Below are 18,523 nucleotides of genomic sequence, written 5' to 3'. Positions count from 1 at the left end.
TTGAGTCTTATGAAAAAGATATATAAATCAATAAAATTAATCGCTTTACTTGTTGCCTGTTTAGCGATACCTTCTCTGGCTGGAGCCCAGGTTGTAAAGAACATGTATTTTAATGTGGACTGGCAGATCAACTCGCCGTTCAGCCAGAATTTCTCTGACAAGACAAGCGGTTGGGGTGCACATGCTGAAGCCGGTTATTATGTAGTTCCTAATTTCTCGGTAGGTGCATTTATCTCTTATCATACCAATAATAAGTATATCGATCGCCAGACATTGCCGGTAAGTTCTACATCGGCTATCACTTCCGATCAGCAGCATTCTATCTTCCAGTTGCCTTTCGGTGCGGCTTTCCGTTACAACGTGGCTCCCGAAAGTCAGTTCCAGCCTTATGCCGGTGTGCAGTTGGGGGCAAGCTACAGTGAAATGTCGACTTATATGAATGTGATGAAAGTTTACGACCGTAACTGGGGTTTCTACGTATCTCCCGAAATCGGTATGAATATGTATTTTACTCCTCAGAAACAGATCGGTCTGCATATCGCTGCCTACTATAATTATGCAACCAATAAAGGTGAAGTCCTGAGTTATTCGATCGATGGGTTGAATAACTGGGGTATCCGCTTAGGTCTTGCATTCTAATGCGAAGTTTGTTCTTTTAAGTGTTTTATGTAGTTTATGGGGAACGGGAGGCTGTCGTAATGGCACCTCCCGTTTTTGTTTTACAGGATTTGCAGTTTGAGGCCGAACGAGAGGCTCAGATAGTCTTTGGGTTTCAGGTAACCGTTTCCGATCTTGTTTATCAGATACAGGTCGCAGGTGCTGAGTTCGTAAAAGAAAGAGATGGATTTGTGCCAGCTCTTATTGGTATCTAACTTCAATGTGAATCGCTCTCCTATGAAGACATGGGTACGGATACGGGTGGAAAACCAGTAGTAGCCTTGCGGATATTTGTCCGGCTGCTTGCCCCAGAAGTCGCGGTCTAACAGAGTATTGATATAGACACCGCAGGCGAGAGGTTCGAAAGACAACTTGTCGGCGATATGGATGTTCCAGGGGTAATAATTCTGTTTGAGCGTAAGGGTTGCCATAGCGTGGCGATCCGAATTGCGGGGAACTATTCCCAAATATACGTCTGTTTCCCAGTGATTGCGATAATAATTCCAGCCTGTTCCGAGTGAAAGCATACCCATCGATCCGGCAAACTGGAATTTGGTATAGCGGGGAATGAGCTTTTCCCATCTGGAAATGTATTTTTCCACACGTTTCTTATATCGCATATCTTCCTCGATTTCCTCCTGTGCCTGTAAAGTGCCGGCCAGGAAAAGAAATACTATCGTCCATTTAAAAATCGATAACTTCATACGTGTAGTTGTCCGGGGTTAGGGTGAATAATAGGTAGTTGCGTTTGGCTATATTGCTACAGCCGTAGTAAATGATCCCGTCGTCAAAAAGGTCTTCCACTTGCAACTGATGGTTATGCGCATTCAGGCAGAATAGCAAAGAGGGAAATTCGCGGATATACAGCTGAAATACGTCTTTTACGTTATTGTCGAATTGTTCGCTTCCGGGGCGTGCATGCATGGCGACGACCGTGCGGCTGTAATGACGGCTACTGTCTTGCAGTTCCTCTTTCAGGAAACCGAAGTCGGGGACAGGATGGGAATAGTCGTATTCGATCGCATTGGTGTTGAGGCAAACGAATTTGATGTCCCGGACGATAAAGGAAAAGTTCTCTTCTCCGAACAGATTGTTGAAAACCTGGTCGCCATTGCCGATTACGTCATGGTTGCCGATCAATCCGACATACGGGATATTGAGCTTCGACAGGATATCGACAGCCCACTCATATTCTTTCTTCATACCGAACTCGGTATAGTCTCCTCCGTGTATGATGAAATCGATGCTGTCTTTTTTAGTATTGATATGTTTTACGAAATCTTCCGTCTCGTCGTAGCTGCGTTGTGTGTCGCCCATCAGGATGAAGCGGATCGTGTCTTTATCTTTTGTCGCCGCCTCGATAAGCGGGATGTTGTTGCCGTTGATATCGCGTTCGGAAATGGTGAGCCGGCCGTCATACGGATGGTAATCGATCAGGTCGCATGCGGATAAGAGCATGCTTAGGAATAATGACAGAGTTTGTTTATACATGACATCCTAACTTTTAGTTGCGGCAAAGTTAAGATGTCATGCCACTTCAAAAATGGTCGGGATGCAATGAATAATGTGCCAATAAACTAATATGCCAATATGCCAATGAAAGATTCTTTCATATTGGCACATCCGGCATATTGTTTAATTGGTATGCTATTTAATGTAATGATAATACCGGTTGAAGAAGTTCTTGAACCAGCCTGTCTTCATCAATCCTTTCTCGAAAAGCAGGATTCCTAAGAGGGCGCAACAGATTCCCAATGTTACATCTATAATATAGTGATGTGAGGTGTAAACCGCCGTTCCCCAAATTCCCGCCATGATGATGGCAAACAGGATGATCACAAATTTATTGCATTTATCGATAACCGCATAGCATAGCGCCACGACCATATATGCGGCATGTAATGACGGGACTGCCGCGAATACGTTCGCGTTGCGGCCATAGATGGAATCGAAGATCGAAAGGCCGGTCAATGCGTCGAACCTGCCGAGGCCGGCAACATTGCCCGGTGTGTCGAGTATCGGTTCGAATCCATAATTGATAGCATACCACGGTGGCGCTGCCGGATGGATATAATACCCGGCAAAGCCGATCAGGTTGACGAACAGGAATACCATCGAGAAGCGGAGATACAAATTACGGTCTCCCTTGAGATAGAGCCACAACCCGAAAGCGATCGGAACCGGGACCCAGCAGAGGTAAAATATACCAGCAAGGAAGTCCGCTATCTGGCAATTATGGATCGCGAAATACTCGCAAGGAATCAGGATATTCCCATTATCGTTTATGCCGAACAGGCTTTTTTCCAGATTATACAGGCTTTCCACATCGATCGGGTTCGCCTCGTAGTTCGGGAAAACACGCATCCAGTCGTATGAAATGCCGAAAAGAGCGAACGGCAACAAGGCGACAGCCAACTTACGGGTTGTCTTGCTGGCAAAGAAGAGGAGCAAGTACAGGCCGACCATGAACACATGCTCCGGACGCAATCCGATACATACGGCTGTCAGTAAAAGAAACAGCGCTGTCAGGCCGATAACAGTCCCTGCCTCCTTCTTTGACGGGAGTACAATTGTGTCTTTCATTCGTTCCCTTTGCTGCTCAATAGTTTACGACAATGGTTCAGGCGTGCGAATGCCGTGATGTTGGAGAATATCGCAACGACCAGCAAAGGAATGACGAATATCATGATCGGTTCGAACGTTTCGTTGTTCTCCATCATGGGTGCGAAGATACCGCAGCAAAGAGCGCCTAATCCGGTCAATACCACGCGTTCGGGACGTTGCATGAAGCCGACTTTGCATTCAAGTCCCAGCCCTTCGGCACGGGCGCGGACATAGCTTACCATCAGTGAACCGATCAGAGCAATGAAGGCAACGATCGAACTGATGACATATCCCTGGTTGATCAGATAGAAACAGATCCCGAAGAAAACCGTCAGTTCGCTGTAGCGGTCCAGGACCGAATCGTATAAGGCGCCGAACGTGGAACTCATTTTTCCAATACGCGCTACCTGTCCGTCCATCATGTCGAACAGCCCGGCAAACAGGATGATGCCGCCACCCCAGCCGATATAGTAGAAATCACCTCGTTCTCCCTTCATTCCGGCATAAAGGAATATGCAGGCAGCCACAATATTCAGGATTAATCCTGTCGTCGTAATAAAATTGGGGGTGATCCCAATTTTAATCATTCCATGTACGATCGGGTTGATGATCTTGTAGATCGTCTGTTGCAACCAATCTCTAAAAACTTTGAATTTCATATTTTACTATTTTGTTTCTATTTTGAATTCGCTTTCTGGAAACGGCCTTTGATCCTACAGTTCTTGTAGACAAAGACACGTTGCATATTATAGTTCCAAAGAAATCCGACAAGCAGCGAGACGACTATCTTGGAGAAGACGAACAAGTCGTCGATATAGTGTTTCAGCGTCTCCTGGACCCAAGGATTCCTGCTGATCGTTTCCGTCATGAAGTAGATCCCCCAGGTATTCAGCAAAATACTACCGATCCAGACCAATATGTATTTTACCATCACATGCCGTTTCTTGCATTCTTTGGATTTGAATGTCCATTTATAATTGATGATGCAGTTCACGATCCCGCCGCAGACAGATCCCGTGAAGGTCGCATACACGTAATAAATTCCAAATAATTTGACCAACAAGATTGTAACCAGAAAGTCTGTTGCGCTGGCGATCTGCGAAGAAAATTGGGCGCGTATGAACATGAATATCCCGCCTTTCTCCGAAAACGCTCTTGCACTTTTCTTTATCCAATCAACCATCTTGCACCGATTAATAGGATGAGGCTGTATATTCCAGCCAAAATATCATCCATCATGACTCCGACTCCGCCTTTGAAGCTTTCCATCTTGCGGATGCCCAACGGCTTGAAAATATCGAACAGGCGGAATAGCGCGAATGCCGCCAGTGCATACCACAGGTTACCTGCCGGGGCTGCCAGAAGCGGAATCCAGACACCTACCATCTCGTCTACCACTACCCGCGAAGGATCTTCTCCCCAAATGGGTTCGACTGCGTTTGCCGAACGGATGCCGGCAATCGTAAAAACGCCGACCAGTAAAGCGGTTATAATAAGAAGCAGGGTAGGAGATACGGCGCAAGACAATGCAAGCCAGATCAGCGTAGCTAATAAGGCCCCTGCCGTTCCCGGAGCAAACGGAGAAAAGCCGGAGCCAAAGCCTGTTGCTATAATAATATGAATTAGTGGAACTCTTTTCATCCTGTCAGTAAAATGTGTGCAAAGTTATAAAAATAATAAAACTTTCCCCCTTATCCGGGAGAAAGTTATATCGAGAATTCCATGCTGATGGAATTTTAGTTTCATAGGCATGGAACAAAAGTTTCATAGGCATGGAACAAAAGTTTCATCCCTATGAAACTGAACTTGTATTACCTTGAATTTTAGTCCAGATAGTTAGGAGCCTTTTCTCCGATCATATCGCGCAACGTCTGTTTAACCATTCTCCATTGCTGGAACAGGTCATGTACGGGCTGATGTTCGAAGTCGTGCATCGGGCTCTTGCAGAAGAACGACAACCAAGTCTGTATGCCACACATGCCGGCACGCAGGGCCAGATCGCTGAACAACACCAGGTCAAGCGCGATAGGAGCAGCCAGGATGGAGTCGCGGCAAAGGAAGTTCACCTTGATTTCCATCGGGTAGCCCATCCAACCGAAGATGTCGATATTGTCCCATGCTTCTTTATTGTCCTTGCGGGGTGGATAGTAGTTGATGCGTACCTTATGATATACGTCTCCATACAGGTCCGGGAATTTTTCGGGTTCGAAGATATTGTCAATGACAGACAGCTTGCTGACTTCCTTTGTCTTGAAGTTTGCGGGGTCATCCAATACTTCGCCGTCGCGGTTCCCTAAGATATTGGTGGAGAACCAGCCGCTTACGCCTAACATACGGGTTTTGAACATCGGAGCCAGTACCGTTTTCATCAAAGTCTGTCCGCTCTTGAAGTCCTTACCTGAGATAGGCACATTCATTTTCTTGGAGAATTCCCACATGGCGGGAGTGTCCACACACAGGTTGGGAGCACCCATGATGAACGGAGCGCCTTCTGCGATGGCGGCATAAGCGTAGCACATACTTGGAGAAACGGCTTCCGTATTGTTGTCCTTCATCGCTTTTTCCAAAGCGGCGAGAGACATGTGCTCGTCAGACAGCGGAATATAGATTTCCGTACTTGCAGCCCACAGGACGGCAATGCGTTCGCAGTTGTTGGCAGCCTTGAATTCGCGAATGTCCTGGCGGAGCTGTTCAACCATGTCCCAGCGGGTGGCAGCTTGTTTGATGTGCGTGCCGTTCAAACGCTTTGCCCAGTTATGGTCGAATGCGGCCGGCATCGGCTTGATTGCCTCCAATTCGTCTTTTACGCCGTTCAGGTCTTTTTCTTTCAGAACTTCTGCGTACATAGCCGCTTCGTATGCATTATCGGGGAAAATGTCCCATCCGCCGAAAACGATGTCATTCAGGTCGGTCAGAGGAACAATATCTTTGATCGCTTTTTCTTCTCCGTTTTCTAAACGCATTGTCGCTAACTGTGAGATTGAGCCGATAGGCTTTGCCAATCCTTTACGTGCAGCTAACGTACCTGTAATCATGGTAGTGGCAACTGCACCACCTACCCCAACAACCAGAATACCAAGTTTACCCTTGGCTTCTTTAACTTCGATTTTTTCCATGTCAAATTAAGTTCAAAATGATTGGGGACAAAATTAGGCTTTCTGGGTGAGACATAAAAGGCTATATGTCGGCTTAATTGGTCTGAAATACTATAAAATAGGCTTGTATTACTTATAATTGTACCGGAGCCTCTTTTTCCGGCTCCCCTTGATTGTAGGTCGATTCCCGGGGAAAAGTATGTTTAAAGAATCTTTTTTTGGATTGTTATGAATATTTTTTCCACTTTTATAGTGCATTATCCATTTTAAATGCTTTCCTTTGTAACCGACAAGCAAAACTGTTTGTGTAGTTCTTTATCTCCGACTTAATATTCATAGCAGAATATGATTTAGCAGACATTGATCTTTCCTAAAAGTTTTATTGTTTCAATTTTTTTATTAATTATTTTATATCATTTTTGTATGAATATTTACATTGGTAACCTGAACTATCGGGTTAGAGAATCAGACTTACAACAGGTTTTGGAAGAGTATGGTACAGTTGAATCAGTTAAATTGATCATTGACCGTGACACTCGTCGTTCTAAAGGTTTTGCTTTTGCAGAACTTCCTAACGAAAACGAAGCAAAGAACGCTATCGAAGAATTGAACGGCGCTGAATACGAAGGTCGCCAGATGGTTGTAAAAGAAGCAACACCGAGACGCTAATAAAAGAATAGCATCAAAGTATATGAACGGGGATATGGACAAGATTCTATATCCCCGTTCTTCGTTTATTCCTTTTTAATTGTTACGTTTGCACTTAAATTAGCAGTTGATGAAAAGTGTTTTAAATATTTCCTGTTTGCGCATTAGCCTGTGCTTCCTGTTCTGTTTGACGGGAACTTCAATTGTCTCTACACTTCATGCTCAGATTCCGGAACGCGTTTTCAAGACGGATTACCGGATCGATCCGGTAAAGAAGGGGGAACTTTCGGTCGAAATAGATAACCTGAGTTTCTTCAAGGATGACGAATATACCGGTTCGTTTATGAAAGGCTATACGTTGCCGGGGCTTTGGTTGCAGGCGAAGGCGGTCTATTATCCGTTGGAAATGCTGAAACTCGAAGCCGGTGTGCATCTGCAACGTTTCTGGGGGGCGAATCGCTATCCGAATATGGCTTACCAGGATATTGCGCATTGGAAAGGTGATCAGTACCAGAAAGGTTTTCATGCACTTCCCTGGTTCCGGGCGCAGGTGGCTTTGTCCGATCATGTGAATATCGTGCTGGGCGATTTGTATGGGGCGGCCAATCATAACCTGATAGAGCCGTTGTACAATCCGGAACTGAATATGATTGCCGATCCGGAGATGGGATTGCAATTGTTGTATAGTTCGCGCCGGTTCGATTTGGATGCGTGGGTGAACTGGGAAAGTTTTATTTTCAGGGAAGATGTCCACCAGGAAGCATTTACGGTCGGGTTGTCCGCCCGTTTCAAGTTCAACGATCCGGATTCGCGTTTTCATTTTTATGCTCCTTTGCAGGCTTTGGCCCAGCATCGGGGAGGAGAGATCGATACGATCCTGACCAATTCTGTCCAGACATTGATGAACGGTGCTGTCGGAGTCGGAGGCGTGTGGAACACAGGTCATGAGATATTCAAGAACGTGAATGTGGAGCTGGATGCTACCGGCTATTATCAGCAGGCCGGTAAGTTATGGCCTTTCGATAACGGTTATGGTGTATATGTACGCGCGTCTGCCGATATTTATGATTTCCGTGTGAAGACTTCCTATTGGAGATGCCATCAGTTTATTTCCATGTTCGGCAGTCCGTTTTACGGGGCTGTCTCGACATCTGATGAAGGTCTTGCCTTCGATGATCCTTCCTGTGTTTACTTTGGCTTGGAGTATTCGCGTGAATTGGCAAAAGGTTTCTCGCTTGGCATCGATCTGGATATATATGAACATCTGCCTGTCGTTTTTCGCGGTACGGAGCAGGATGGCTATAAATCGTTTGCCAAAACCAGTTTCTCTGCCGGAATTTATCTGCGGGTAAACCCGTCTTTCCTGATAAAGAAATTCTAAGGGTTAATAGTAATCCCGATTTCTGCCCAAACGGAACAGGGCGAAAAGCAGGGCTGCAATAATCGCCCTTGTTAAATAAGCAAAGTTTGTAAAAATATTATTATTTTTGTAGGCGGGATGTTAATAGAATGATCTTAAATCACTGGTAATATGTTCGATATTTCTTTATTGTATGAATTGAAGAAAGGGAGTAGAGAAGCCTTTAATGGTGTTTTCCGTTACTACTATCCCCGGATGATGGCTTATGTTGCTTCTATGGTTGAGCAAAAGGCAGCTGAGGATATTGTTCAGGATGTTTTCTTGTATGTTTGGGAAAACCGTGAAAAGCTATATGTCGGTGATGGTTTCCATTCCTATCTTTTTCAATCCGCTTATACCCGTTGCCTGGACTATTTCAAGAAAAACCTTTCGATTGAAAAATACCATTCTTATACTTACGAACAATATCTGGAAGATTATCAGAATCTGCTGAAAAGCGACAATCCCGTTATAGAGGAGCTTTCCGTTAAGGAGTTTTACCGCCATTTGTATGAATTGCTGGAACACCTGCCAGCACAGCGTCGTGAAGTTTTCATCCTTGCCTATATAAAAGGGTTGACGACAAAAGAAGTTGCGGAACAGACCCGGATACCGCAACGCACGGTAGAAAACCATTTGTATTTAGTCCTCCGGTTTCTGAAGGGGCGCATGTCCAAGAATGATTATTATATGTTTTGTGCCGTTTTTCTTTCTCATGGCATACATGCTTGATAAGAATAAACAAAAAAAAGTCATTTTTGCTCAGTAGTTTTTCGTTGTCGGTCGTTTAGCTTATATAACAAAGTATAAAATGGAGTTCAATTACGCACTTTTGGCAAAATATTTGGTTGGCAACCTCTCCTCGGAAGAAATGGAGGAGGTGATGAGATGGCGTGATTTGTCGACTGAGAATGAAACTGTTTTTTCTGAAGTATTCCGTTTACGTCTTTCGTGGAATGCTGCGAAGTATGCGGACAACGAGCGGATAGATAGGGCTTTGGAAAAGATAAATGCCCGGATTAATCGGACAAGGCGTTATGGAACTGTCCGTTCTTTGTTGAAATATGCAGCTGTTATTCTACTGCTTGTTTCGTTTTCGTCTGTCGGATGGAATTATTTTAAGCCGGAAACTTATATGACTATAGCTTTAGGCGATAGTGAAGGCGTGAAAAAAGTAGCGTTGGATGATGGTTCGGTTGTTTGGTTGAGGGGGAATTCGGTATTGAAAATACCGCAGTCATTCAGTGTCGTCAACCGAACGGTCTCCCTGCAAGGAGAAGCATTCTTTGACATCGCAAAGAATGCTTCTCCCTGCAAGGAGAAGCATTCTTTGACATCGCAAAGAATGCAAAATCACTATTTATCGTTGCTACCGATTATGTGAAGGTTGAGGTACACGGAACCTCCTTTAATGTTAATGTCGACGCCGCGAATAAGACTGTCGAAACTATTTTAGTAAGAGGCAGTATCAGTTTACAAACCCTGAACGGAAAGAATATTTTAGAAATGAATCCGGGAGAACGAGTTACTTTTTCCCTGAATGAAAATACTTGTTTTACGGAGCATGTCGATGTGAATGTCTGTGCTACATGGCGCTTTAACCAACTGGTTTTCGAGAATACTACACTTCGTGAAATCGCCAACCAATTATCAATCAAATATAATGTAAATGTAAATATCGAGTCGTCGAAGTTGGCTCAACGCAGGTTTCGTTGCGTGATCAATGAAGACGAGCGTTTGCCGGATGTCCTGGAGCAACTGTGCTATCTGGCGCCGATTACCTATCGGATTGAGAATTCCGAAATTTATATATCTGAAAAACAAACAAAAAAATGTATGTCTATGGGAAATTGAAATGTAATCTGATGTAAACGGTTCCGTAATATCGGAGATGTTTCTTTGCAGCGGTTAATTAAAAAACGCTGTCCGGTATGGGAAGTGTTATTGGCGGGTACGAGAGAACCCGTTAAAAAGTTAACTCATTTTTAATAGTACTAACAAAAACGAATCACATGGTATGAATAAAAAAGTATCTATTGCGACATTATCTGCATTCTTAGTCGCAGCATCGCCTGTAATGGCGGCAAATGAAGCGAATACTTTGTATGTGAATCTGGAATTGTCTTTGAATAGGACAACTGTAGGTAGGGTCATACAAAGCATCAGTCAGCAAACGGGTTATGAATTTTCTTATGATGAATCCATCTTGAGTAAAGAAATCTCAAGAGTATCTGTCCGTGTAAAAAATGAACACATCGAAAGTGTTTTAAAGAAAGTATTTAAGAATACGGATATTTCTTATCGGATAGTCGATAACCGGATTTTCCTGCAAGATAACGTCAAGACAAAAAGTGTGTCTTTGGCAAGTGTTCAACAAGTCAGAAAGACAATCAGAGGTACGGTCGTCGATAATACCGGCCTTCCCGTTATCGGGGCGAATGTCATTGTGAAAGGAAGTGCCGGGGTCGGTACGGTGACAAATGTCGACGGTGATTTTACATTGGAAGGCATTGAAGACGGTGCGATATTGATGATTTCCTATATCGGTTATGTAGACCAGGAGGTTGCCGTCGCAAAAGGAAAAAACAATTATAAAATTACGATTCACGAAGATACTCAGAATCTGGATGAGGTGGTTGTTGTCGGTTATGGTACACAAACAAAAGTGAATCTTACCGGTGCAGTGAGCACGATTGGCAAAGACGAATTGATCAACCGGCCGGTGACGAATGTATCTTCCGCTCTCCAAGGATTGACTCCGGGGGTTACGATAACATCCGGAACGGGAAGGCCCGGTGATGACGGTTCGACTATCCGTGTTCGCGGGGTGGGTACCTTGAACAACGCCAATCCGTATATTTTGGTGGATGGTATTGAAACCGGAACTTTCGATTCGATCGATCCGAACGATATCGAATCTATTTCTGTTTTAAAAGATGCAGCCTCGGCTGCCATCTATGGTTCTAAGGCTGCCAATGGCGTAATCCTGGTTACGACCAAACGGGGGAAAACCGGTAAAGCGACAGTCTCTTACAATGGTAATGTCAGTTTTTCGAATGTGTCGACTTTGATCGATCGCCTGAGCTCTTATGATTATGCTCGTTTGTATAACCAGTTGTTGACACAGGACGGCGCATCTCCCCGTTTTACAGATGACGATCTCCGTTTATTTCAGGATGGAACAGACCCTTATGGCCATCCGAATACGGTTTGGACAGACTATATTTACCGGACTGGCTTTCTGCATAAACATAATCTTAATGTCAGCGGAGGTTCCGAGGATGTGAAATACATGGCTTCGGCCGGCTTTTTAGGACAGGAGGGAACGATGAAGAATTCCGACCGTTCCCAGTTCAATCTGCGTACGAATTTGGATATTAAGTTATCGGATAAATTTACGATGCGTACGAATATGGCCTTTATCCATAATCAGTATTCCGAACCAAATGCATCTTATGGAGGAGGTTCTAACCAACTTATATGGCAAGCCAATCGTATAGCTCCCTGGATTCCATATAAAAAAGAAGATGGTTCTTACGGTTCGATATCGGATGGAAACCCGGCTGCTTGGTTGGATATCGACAGCCGGAAATATCATTTGCAGCAGAACTTCTCTGGGGTGCTGGCCTTTGACTATCATATTATAGACGGCCTGACTTTTACATTGCAGGGCGCTTATGTGACGAATATTAAGGAAACAAAAGATTATCGCAAGGAATGTTGGTATGACGACGTTAATTATCACGGACCGGATCAGTTGACGGAAACGATTTCGAGATGGAGCCGTTATACGTTGGATGCATTGTTGAATTACGACAAGACTTTTAACCAGGACCATCATTTCAAAGCGATGGCTGGTTATAAGATCGAAAAGTATGATTACCGGAAATTAGAAGCCTTCCGTAAGAGTTTTCCGAACAGTGAAGTAACCGATTTGAACGGTGGCGATTCTTCGACGCAAACCAATAGCGGTTATTCTCGTGAACTGGCTTTATTGTCTTACTTCGGACGTCTCAATTACGACTACAAAGGCAAATACCTGTTGGAAGCTAATTTCCGTGCCGATGCTTCTTCCCGCTTTGCAAAGGGCTATCGTTGGGGATATTTCCCGTCTTTCTCTGCCGGATGGCGTATTTCGGAAGAAGATTTTATGGAAAATACGCGTAGCTGGTTGCAGTCATTGAAGTTCAGAGGATCTTGGGGATTGCTCGGAAACCAGGATGCCGTATCGGATGAATATTATCCCTATTTGCCTACTTTATATATTGGTAAAAACTTCCCGTTCGGTGGAACGGTTCACCAGGGTATCACGGTTGTAAGCCATAAGGTAACGACTATTTCCTGGGAAAATTCGACAAACTGGGGGATCGGTTTTGATGCCAATTTCTTGAACGAGTTTATGTTGAGTGCCGAATATTATAACCGTAAGACATCCGACATCATTATGGATATTCCCGTTTCCGATACATTCGGTATATCGGGGACGTATCAGGACAACAAAGGTTCTTTACGAAACAGCGGTGTGGAAGCAAGTCTCGCCTGGAACCATTCCTTCAATAAGGATTGGAGAATGGGTGTCAATGCGAATTTTTCCTATAATAAGAATAAGTTGTTGGATTTGGCCGGTGTCAATGAGATTATCGACGATTATCTGATTAACCGTGTCGGTGCACCCTATCAATCATTTTATGTCTATGAGGTAGACGGATTATTCCAGAGTGATGAAGAGGCTGCTGCTTATGAAAAGCAATATGGTAATCCGTGGTCCGCTCCTTTCAAAGCGGGTGATTTTCGTATTAAGGATGCAGACGGAGACGGGAAACTTTCCTCAAAAGATCGTGTGATCAAAGGTACACAACAACCGAAAACGACTTATGGTCTGACGTTGAGTGCAGGATGGAAAAATTTTGATTTGTCGGTATTTATGCAAGGTGTGACAGGCACAAATCGCTATTTCACAAGAGATGTTGTCGGTTCCTTTATTGGTGATACTTCTCATCCGAGTACGAACTGGCTGGAGGCTTGGACTCCTGAAAATACGAACACAGAATGGCCTCGTTTGTTCTTGGAAGAAAATTCCGTTAGTGCACCTAATAAATGCCGTTCTTCTTTCTGGGCTATGAATACGGATTATTTGCGTATTAAGAATATCAATTTCAGTTATACGTTCCCGAAGGCTGTTACGAATAAATTGGGTATCGCCAATGCGAAGATTTATTATACAGGCGAGAATCTCTTTACTTTTGACAGTCTGCCTTTCAATGCAGATCCTGAGTCTTCTTCTGGCAATTTGGATATTTATCCGATTAATAAAAGCCATTCAATCGGTGTTAATGTAACGTTTTAAATGATTGTAATATGAAACTAAAACAAATATTAAGTCTCGCTCTTTGTCTTGCCGGGGCAGGAGCCTTTACTTCTTGTGATGATTTCTTTGATCTGAATCCGAAAGATCAGTTGACTACAAACACATTCTGGAACACTTCCGAGGATGTCGATGCCGCTGTAACTGCCGCCTATAATTGGTGGGTCAATAACTATGTCGGCTCGAAGTTTATCTTCTACGAAGACAGCTATTCGGATATCGGTTTCAATTATACGAACGCTTCTAACATGAGAAACATGGGGAGAGGCAGCGTTTCTCCTACTGCGGCTCCGAATTATTGGAGGCAGTATGAAACGATACGCCGTTGTAATTTCGTAATTGAAAATATCGATTTGGTTCCGGCTTCCGCTATGACGGAAACGGAGAAGAATGATTTTCTGGCGCAAGTGCGTGCAATTCGGGGATATAGCCATGCTTATCTGGCTACCTGGTATGGGGATGCCGTTATCATGGATTTTGTTCCTGCAACGGCCGACGATGCCAAACTACCGCGCGAACCGGAAGCAAAAGTGAAAGAACATGCTATGAATGACTTGATGTGGAGTGCCGAACATATAGCAGAGAAACCGGCTGCAAAGGGACGTATTGCAAAAGGTATAGTCCTTTCGATGATCGCTCGCTTCAATTTGTTGTGGGGGAATTATGAAGAGGCTTTGGATGCTGCTAATAAAGTAATAGCATTGAATCAGTATGAGTTAGATCCCGATTTCCTGAATATGTTTTCTATGGCAGGACAGGATTCGAAGGAAATTATTTGCACTTACGAACATGTTCAAACTACCTATAAATATGGTGATGTGATCCGTTTCTATAACAATTCGGATGGCGGTTGGGCCTCTTTTGTACCGACTCAAAACATGGTTGATATGTTTGAAATGGCGGATGGCAAGTTGATCGATGAAGCCGGTTCCGGCTATGATCCGGTCCATCCGTTCTATAATCGTGATCCGCGATTGAAAAATACGGTTATCTATTCCGGATTGGATTGGGTTGGACGCAATGGCGTGCCACGAATTTTCAATACGCTTGATAAGACCTTGCCGGATGGTTCTTCCAATAAGGATTATTATACGGCGGCAGATAATGCCTCTCATACCGGAATGTTGTGGGCTAAATATTTGTATCCTAACCAAGGACAATATTCTACTTCCATGAACGACGATGCCTTGTGCCCGATCATCTTCCGGTATGCGGAAATATTGTTGACGAAAGCCGAATGTTTGGTCGAACTGAACCAAGATTTGCAGGAAGCAATGAATATCATCGACCGGTTACGTTTGCGCGGAGGTCATATCGCTGTCGACCGTTCCAAATACGATACGCAGGCCAAAGTACGCGAACTGGTAAGAAGGGAACGCACGATAGAATTGGCCGGTGAGGGGTTCCGTTTTGAAGATATCGTTCGCTGGGACGAATACGACAAGACCGGAGCCAAGACCGGAAGAAAAGTGGCAGAGACTGTTATGCCGGGTGACTTGTATCGTTTGTGCGGAACCGTCGATTATGACGAACCGGATCCGGACCGTCGTGCCGTGATCGATGTGAATGCTTCTCGCGAAGACCGTTTGGTCGAAGTGCGTTATTTCGACAAGAAGCAGTTCCATCTGCCTATTATGCAGGCGGAAATGGACGCGAACCCTCAATTGGTTCAGAACGATGGTTATTAATAGATCAATAAAACGTATTTACAATGAAGTATATTAAAAAATTGATATATTCCCTTCTACTCACAGTTGCCACTCAGGTGGCAACTGCGCAGATAAAGATTCTTTACGGACCTTATTTGCAGAATGTAAAAGAGAATGAAGCGACCATTGTCTGGGAGGCGGATAAACCTTCCATCGGTTGGGTGGAATTGGCTCCGGATGATGGAACGCATTATTACGGAGAGGAACGGCCTAAATATTTCGATACGACTAACGGAGTTAAGAACACCTCTTTACTTCATACAGTTAAGGTCAAAGGCCTGACGCCCGGTACGACATACCGGTATCGCATCTATGCGCAGGAAGTCTTGTCGCATGAAGGTATTTCTGTCATATACGGACGTGTAGCAGCCTCGGATGTCTATAAAAAGAAAGCATTGACGTTTACAACTTGTGATTCGCAGAAGAAAGAGACAAGTTTTGCGATGATTAATGATATTCATGGTCGTGAAGGTATTATCACGAAACTGCTGAATGCTGCCGGCTATAAAGATAAGGACTTGATTATTTTTAATGGGGATATGGTCTCTGTGTTTCAGGATCGGGAAACTATTTTCAACGGGTTCATGAAAGAAAGTATTGATTTGTTTGCTTCTGAAAAGCCAATGTACTATGCACGTGGCAATCATGAAACCCGGGGAGTATTTGCTACTTCGTTTCAGAAATATTTCTCTCCGAAAGAACCGTTCCTGTATTATCTTTTCAGGCAGGGACCTGTATGTTTCATTATGTTGGATACGGGGGAGGACAAACCGGATTCCGATATCGAGTACAGCGGTATTACCGATTATGACGGTTACCGTACGGACCAGGTGGAATGGATGAAGGAATTATATAAAAATGAAGATTTCAAACAGGCTAAATTTAAAGTTGTCATTGCACATATGCCTCCTTCTGCCGATCTTAATATCTGGCATGGTCAGAAAGATGTCTTGAAGAAATTCGTACCTATCCTGAATGAACTTGGAGTGGATCTGATGCTATGCGGACACCTCCATCGGAACAAATATGAGGAACCGAGTACCGGTATCAAATTTCCGGTATTGGTAAATTCAAATAACAGTGTGGTTTCTGTGGAGACTGATGGTAGTCAGATGAATCTGGTGGTTCTTGATTTGGATGGTAAAGTCGTTACAAAAAAGTCATATACGGCAAAATAATCTCTGTTATTTTGATCTTTCAATGTAATTTAAGTGCGGTTATTCTGGATGAAATTCGGGTAACCGCATTAAAATTTGTAGCTGCATGAAAAACGTTTCAGTGTGGTTGCCTTGATAGCAAATTGACAATCTGTTATGTTAGCCGTACAGAGATTGGCTTTCATCCATACCTTTCTAAGGTAACTGTAAATAGAGGAAGGAGGAGTGGCTTGGAATTGTTATTTTGCTCGTATTATCCCTGATGTTGTTTCTTTTATTTGTTATATAAAATGATTGGTGTGAAAAAAAAGCTGCCTGGAAGGTCGAAGATGTGATTAAAATGTCAGTAGTGAAACTGCCTTTTTTAAGAGCTTCCAGTTCTTAAAATGGTATTATTGGAACTTTCACAGGTATTTTAGACAAGTAATCATGATATATTTGTTTACCCTTTCGCATAAACCATCCCCCAAACTATTGTCCACCTCCTTTCCCATGTCAGCCCATCATTTGAAAAACGGGACAAAAATCGATAATTGCAGGTCTCTTGTTTCCGTATTGCCGACTACATGATTCCAGTAAATCCGTTTAAATCCATTTTTGTAAGACAGATCGACTTGGAACCAGTTGAAATCATAACCGACTTTCATAACAAGAGGTATGTCGAATTTATTATTCTCCAAATTGTCTTTGGCTTTCGTATTAAAATAAATAGTCGGTTCCATTCCAATTCCAGCCTTTAACCCTTTCCAAAGTTTATAACCGGTAACAATATTTAACGATAACCCGTTAAATAATTTTGTTTTATCGTAAATAGCACCTCCCGGTTGCTGTTCACCATAATCAAGGTTAGGATAAATTCTTTGCTCTTGGAAAGCTATGTTCACTCTCCTTGCTTGATACAATAGAGCTGCATCAATTAAAAAATGATTTTTAAATTCATATTGGAATTGATATCCGACATTAAAACTAAAACGATGGTCCCATTTCAAATTTCTTTCTCCTGATGATAACAGAGTATTGATTTTCGATTTATGCATCCAACTATCACCTCCACCGGCTACAATTCCCGATTTTAGCTGTGATTGTGATAACATAGGAAACAATAATAAACATGCAAGTAAAATAAATGTCTTTTTCATATCACTCTCTTTTTATAGTTGTATCAAATATAATGAAGTTATTAACGCAATGTGTTTATTTTTGCAAATTTAACTTTTGTTGCCTATCATTACACATGTAAAAGTTTGTATTGAATAAATTTGATATAATATTGCATAATATTTAATTTAATACGGAAAGTGTATGGGAAAAATTTTGTTACCAGCAGTTTTATGTTCTATTTTATTCTTTTCTTGTGAAAAGGATAGCTTGCAGCAAGACATTGATAAGAATGCCGAGTTGTCAACAGAATTAGAGCAACTCGTTGCCTGTTATGAAGAATCATTGGATGGCACGAATGATTTTACGCTAAAAGGCTACCAAGTTTTGGGCGAAAAAGATGAAATTACACCTACTCAAGAGACTGAAACAAGAGCAAGCGAGGAAATTATTAATTATTTGAAAGCTAAAATTGATTTGGCTAAAGTTAGTGGATATAGTAAAACGGCAAGGGCTGATTATCCTAAACCTGTTACTAATAGTTATTTGGCCGGAGTTTTTAAAATAACAACATGTGGGTCAAATAGGGAATTTGTCTATTTTATGGATTGCGAAGATGGAGGATGGACAAATATAAGTAATCCTCAAAATAAACCATTTGCTACTACAGTAGATAAGAATAAAAACATAGAGTTTCATAGGGTCTTGTTCACTTTTGCTGTATGGTTGCTTTTTGTGTATTTAATTAATAAAAGAGCACAGCTTAAAAAATAAAAGTCTATATTATAAGT

18 protein-coding genes are annotated in these 18,523 nt (G+C 42.9%); 10 read left to right on the top strand and 8 right to left on the bottom strand.

Going from position 1 to position 18,523, the window contains the following annotated elements; genetic code table 11:
- Positions 1–9: 9 nt before the first annotated feature.
- Positions 10–639 carry an outer membrane beta-barrel protein gene (locus RDN79_RS01925; RefSeq protein ID WP_298546505.1) on the top strand — a complete coding sequence of 210 codons (630 nt, stop codon included), beginning with the start codon at positions 10–12 and terminating at the stop codon, positions 637–639.
- An 80-nt stretch (positions 640–719) separates the two neighbouring features.
- On the opposite strand, the gene RDN79_RS01920 is transcribed toward RDN79_RS01925, so the two are convergent.
- The 7 genes from RDN79_RS01920 to RDN79_RS01890 all read right to left on the bottom strand — a co-directional run bounded on the left by RDN79_RS01920 (position 720) and on the right by RDN79_RS01890 (position 6,377).
- Positions 720–1,361 carry a hypothetical protein gene (locus RDN79_RS01920; protein WP_298546503.1) on the bottom strand — a complete coding sequence of 214 codons (642 nt, stop codon included), beginning with the start codon at positions 1,359–1,361 and terminating at the stop codon, positions 720–722.
- Positions 1,342–2,148 carry a metallophosphoesterase gene (locus RDN79_RS01915; RefSeq protein WP_298546501.1) on the bottom strand — a complete coding sequence of 269 codons (807 nt, stop codon included), beginning with the start codon at positions 2,146–2,148 and terminating at the stop codon, positions 1,342–1,344. Before RDN79_RS01915 ends, RDN79_RS01920 begins: the two co-directional genes overlap by 20 nt.
- Positions 2,149–2,304: 156 nt before the next feature.
- Entirely contained in the window at positions 2,305–3,240 is a 936-nt protein-coding gene (locus RDN79_RS01910) for a phosphatase PAP2 family protein (RefSeq protein WP_298546499.1), read from the bottom strand.
- Positions 3,237–3,920: a CDP-alcohol phosphatidyltransferase family protein gene (locus RDN79_RS01905; protein WP_298546497.1), complete on the bottom strand. Its 684-nt coding sequence runs from the start codon at positions 3,918–3,920 to the stop codon at positions 3,237–3,239. Before RDN79_RS01905 ends, RDN79_RS01910 begins: the two co-directional genes overlap by 4 nt.
- Before the next feature lie 17 nt (positions 3,921–3,937).
- Positions 3,938–4,444: a GtrA family protein gene (locus RDN79_RS01900; RefSeq protein WP_298546495.1), complete on the bottom strand. Its 507-nt coding sequence runs from the start codon at positions 4,442–4,444 to the stop codon at positions 3,938–3,940.
- Positions 4,429–4,902 carry a phosphatidylglycerophosphatase A gene (locus tag RDN79_RS01895; protein WP_298546493.1) on the bottom strand — a complete coding sequence of 158 codons (474 nt, stop codon included), beginning with the start codon at positions 4,900–4,902 and terminating at the stop codon, positions 4,429–4,431. The genes RDN79_RS01900 and RDN79_RS01895 overlap by 16 nt, the downstream gene beginning before the upstream one ends.
- Before the next feature lie 182 nt (positions 4,903–5,084).
- Positions 5,085–6,377: an inositol-3-phosphate synthase gene (locus RDN79_RS01890; RefSeq protein ID WP_298546491.1), complete on the bottom strand. Its 1,293-nt coding sequence runs from the start codon at positions 6,375–6,377 to the stop codon at positions 5,085–5,087.
- A gap of 402 nt (positions 6,378–6,779) precedes the next feature.
- Here RDN79_RS01890 and RDN79_RS01885 point away from each other — a divergent pair, with 402 nt between their 5' ends.
- From RDN79_RS01885 to RDN79_RS01850, 8 genes are all read left to right on the top strand, one after another.
- A complete protein-coding gene (locus RDN79_RS01885; protein ID WP_298546489.1) occupies positions 6,780–7,025 on the top strand; it encodes an RNA-binding protein in 246 nt (81 codons plus the stop codon).
- Between the two features lie 109 nt (positions 7,026–7,134).
- Entirely contained in the window at positions 7,135–8,385 is a 1,251-nt protein-coding gene (locus tag RDN79_RS01880) for a hypothetical protein (RefSeq protein WP_298546487.1), read from the top strand.
- 150 nt (positions 8,386–8,535) lie between these two features.
- Positions 8,536–9,135 (top strand): RNA polymerase sigma-70 factor, encoded by a 600-nt coding sequence (locus RDN79_RS01875; RefSeq protein WP_298546485.1) that lies wholly within the window; start codon positions 8,536–8,538, stop codon positions 9,133–9,135.
- Between the two features lie 79 nt (positions 9,136–9,214).
- On the top strand, positions 9,215–9,787 hold the full coding sequence (locus RDN79_RS01870) for a FecR domain-containing protein (protein WP_308572800.1): 573 nt from the start codon (positions 9,215–9,217) through the stop codon (positions 9,785–9,787).
- Entirely contained in the window at positions 9,715–10,257 is a 543-nt protein-coding gene (locus RDN79_RS01865) for a FecR domain-containing protein (RefSeq protein ID WP_308572848.1), read from the top strand. Before RDN79_RS01870 ends, RDN79_RS01865 begins: the two co-directional genes overlap by 73 nt.
- Positions 10,258–10,420: 163 nt before the next feature.
- Entirely contained in the window at positions 10,421–13,750 is a 3,330-nt protein-coding gene (locus tag RDN79_RS01860; protein WP_298546481.1) for a TonB-dependent receptor, read from the top strand.
- Between the two features lie 11 nt (positions 13,751–13,761).
- A complete protein-coding gene (locus RDN79_RS01855) occupies positions 13,762–15,456 on the top strand; it encodes a RagB/SusD family nutrient uptake outer membrane protein (RefSeq protein WP_298546479.1) in 1,695 nt (564 codons plus the stop codon).
- Between the two features lie 23 nt (positions 15,457–15,479).
- Positions 15,480–16,655 (top strand): FN3 domain-containing metallophosphoesterase family protein, encoded by a 1,176-nt coding sequence (locus RDN79_RS01850; protein ID WP_298546477.1) that lies wholly within the window; start codon positions 15,480–15,482, stop codon positions 16,653–16,655.
- Positions 16,656–17,137: 482 nt separating this feature from the next.
- Here the strand turns inward: RDN79_RS01850 and RDN79_RS01845 are convergent, their stop codons facing one another.
- On the bottom strand, positions 17,138–17,773 hold the full coding sequence (locus RDN79_RS01845; RefSeq protein ID WP_298546475.1) for an outer membrane beta-barrel protein: 636 nt from the start codon (positions 17,771–17,773) through the stop codon (positions 17,138–17,140).
- 163 nt (positions 17,774–17,936) lie between these two features.
- Between RDN79_RS01845 and RDN79_RS01840 the strand changes: the two genes are divergently transcribed.
- Complete coding sequence (locus RDN79_RS01840) at positions 17,937–18,506, top strand: hypothetical protein (RefSeq protein WP_298546473.1); 570 nt, start codon at positions 17,937–17,939, stop codon at positions 18,504–18,506.
- The last annotated feature ends 17 nt before the right edge of the window (positions 18,507–18,523 follow it).

This window comes from uncultured Parabacteroides sp. (assembly GCF_902493135.1).
Taxonomy (GTDB): Bacteria; Bacteroidota; Bacteroidia; order Bacteroidales; family Tannerellaceae; genus Parabacteroides.
Note: the sequence above shows the minus strand (reverse complement) of the source record. Positions and strands in the feature narration are given on the sequence as shown.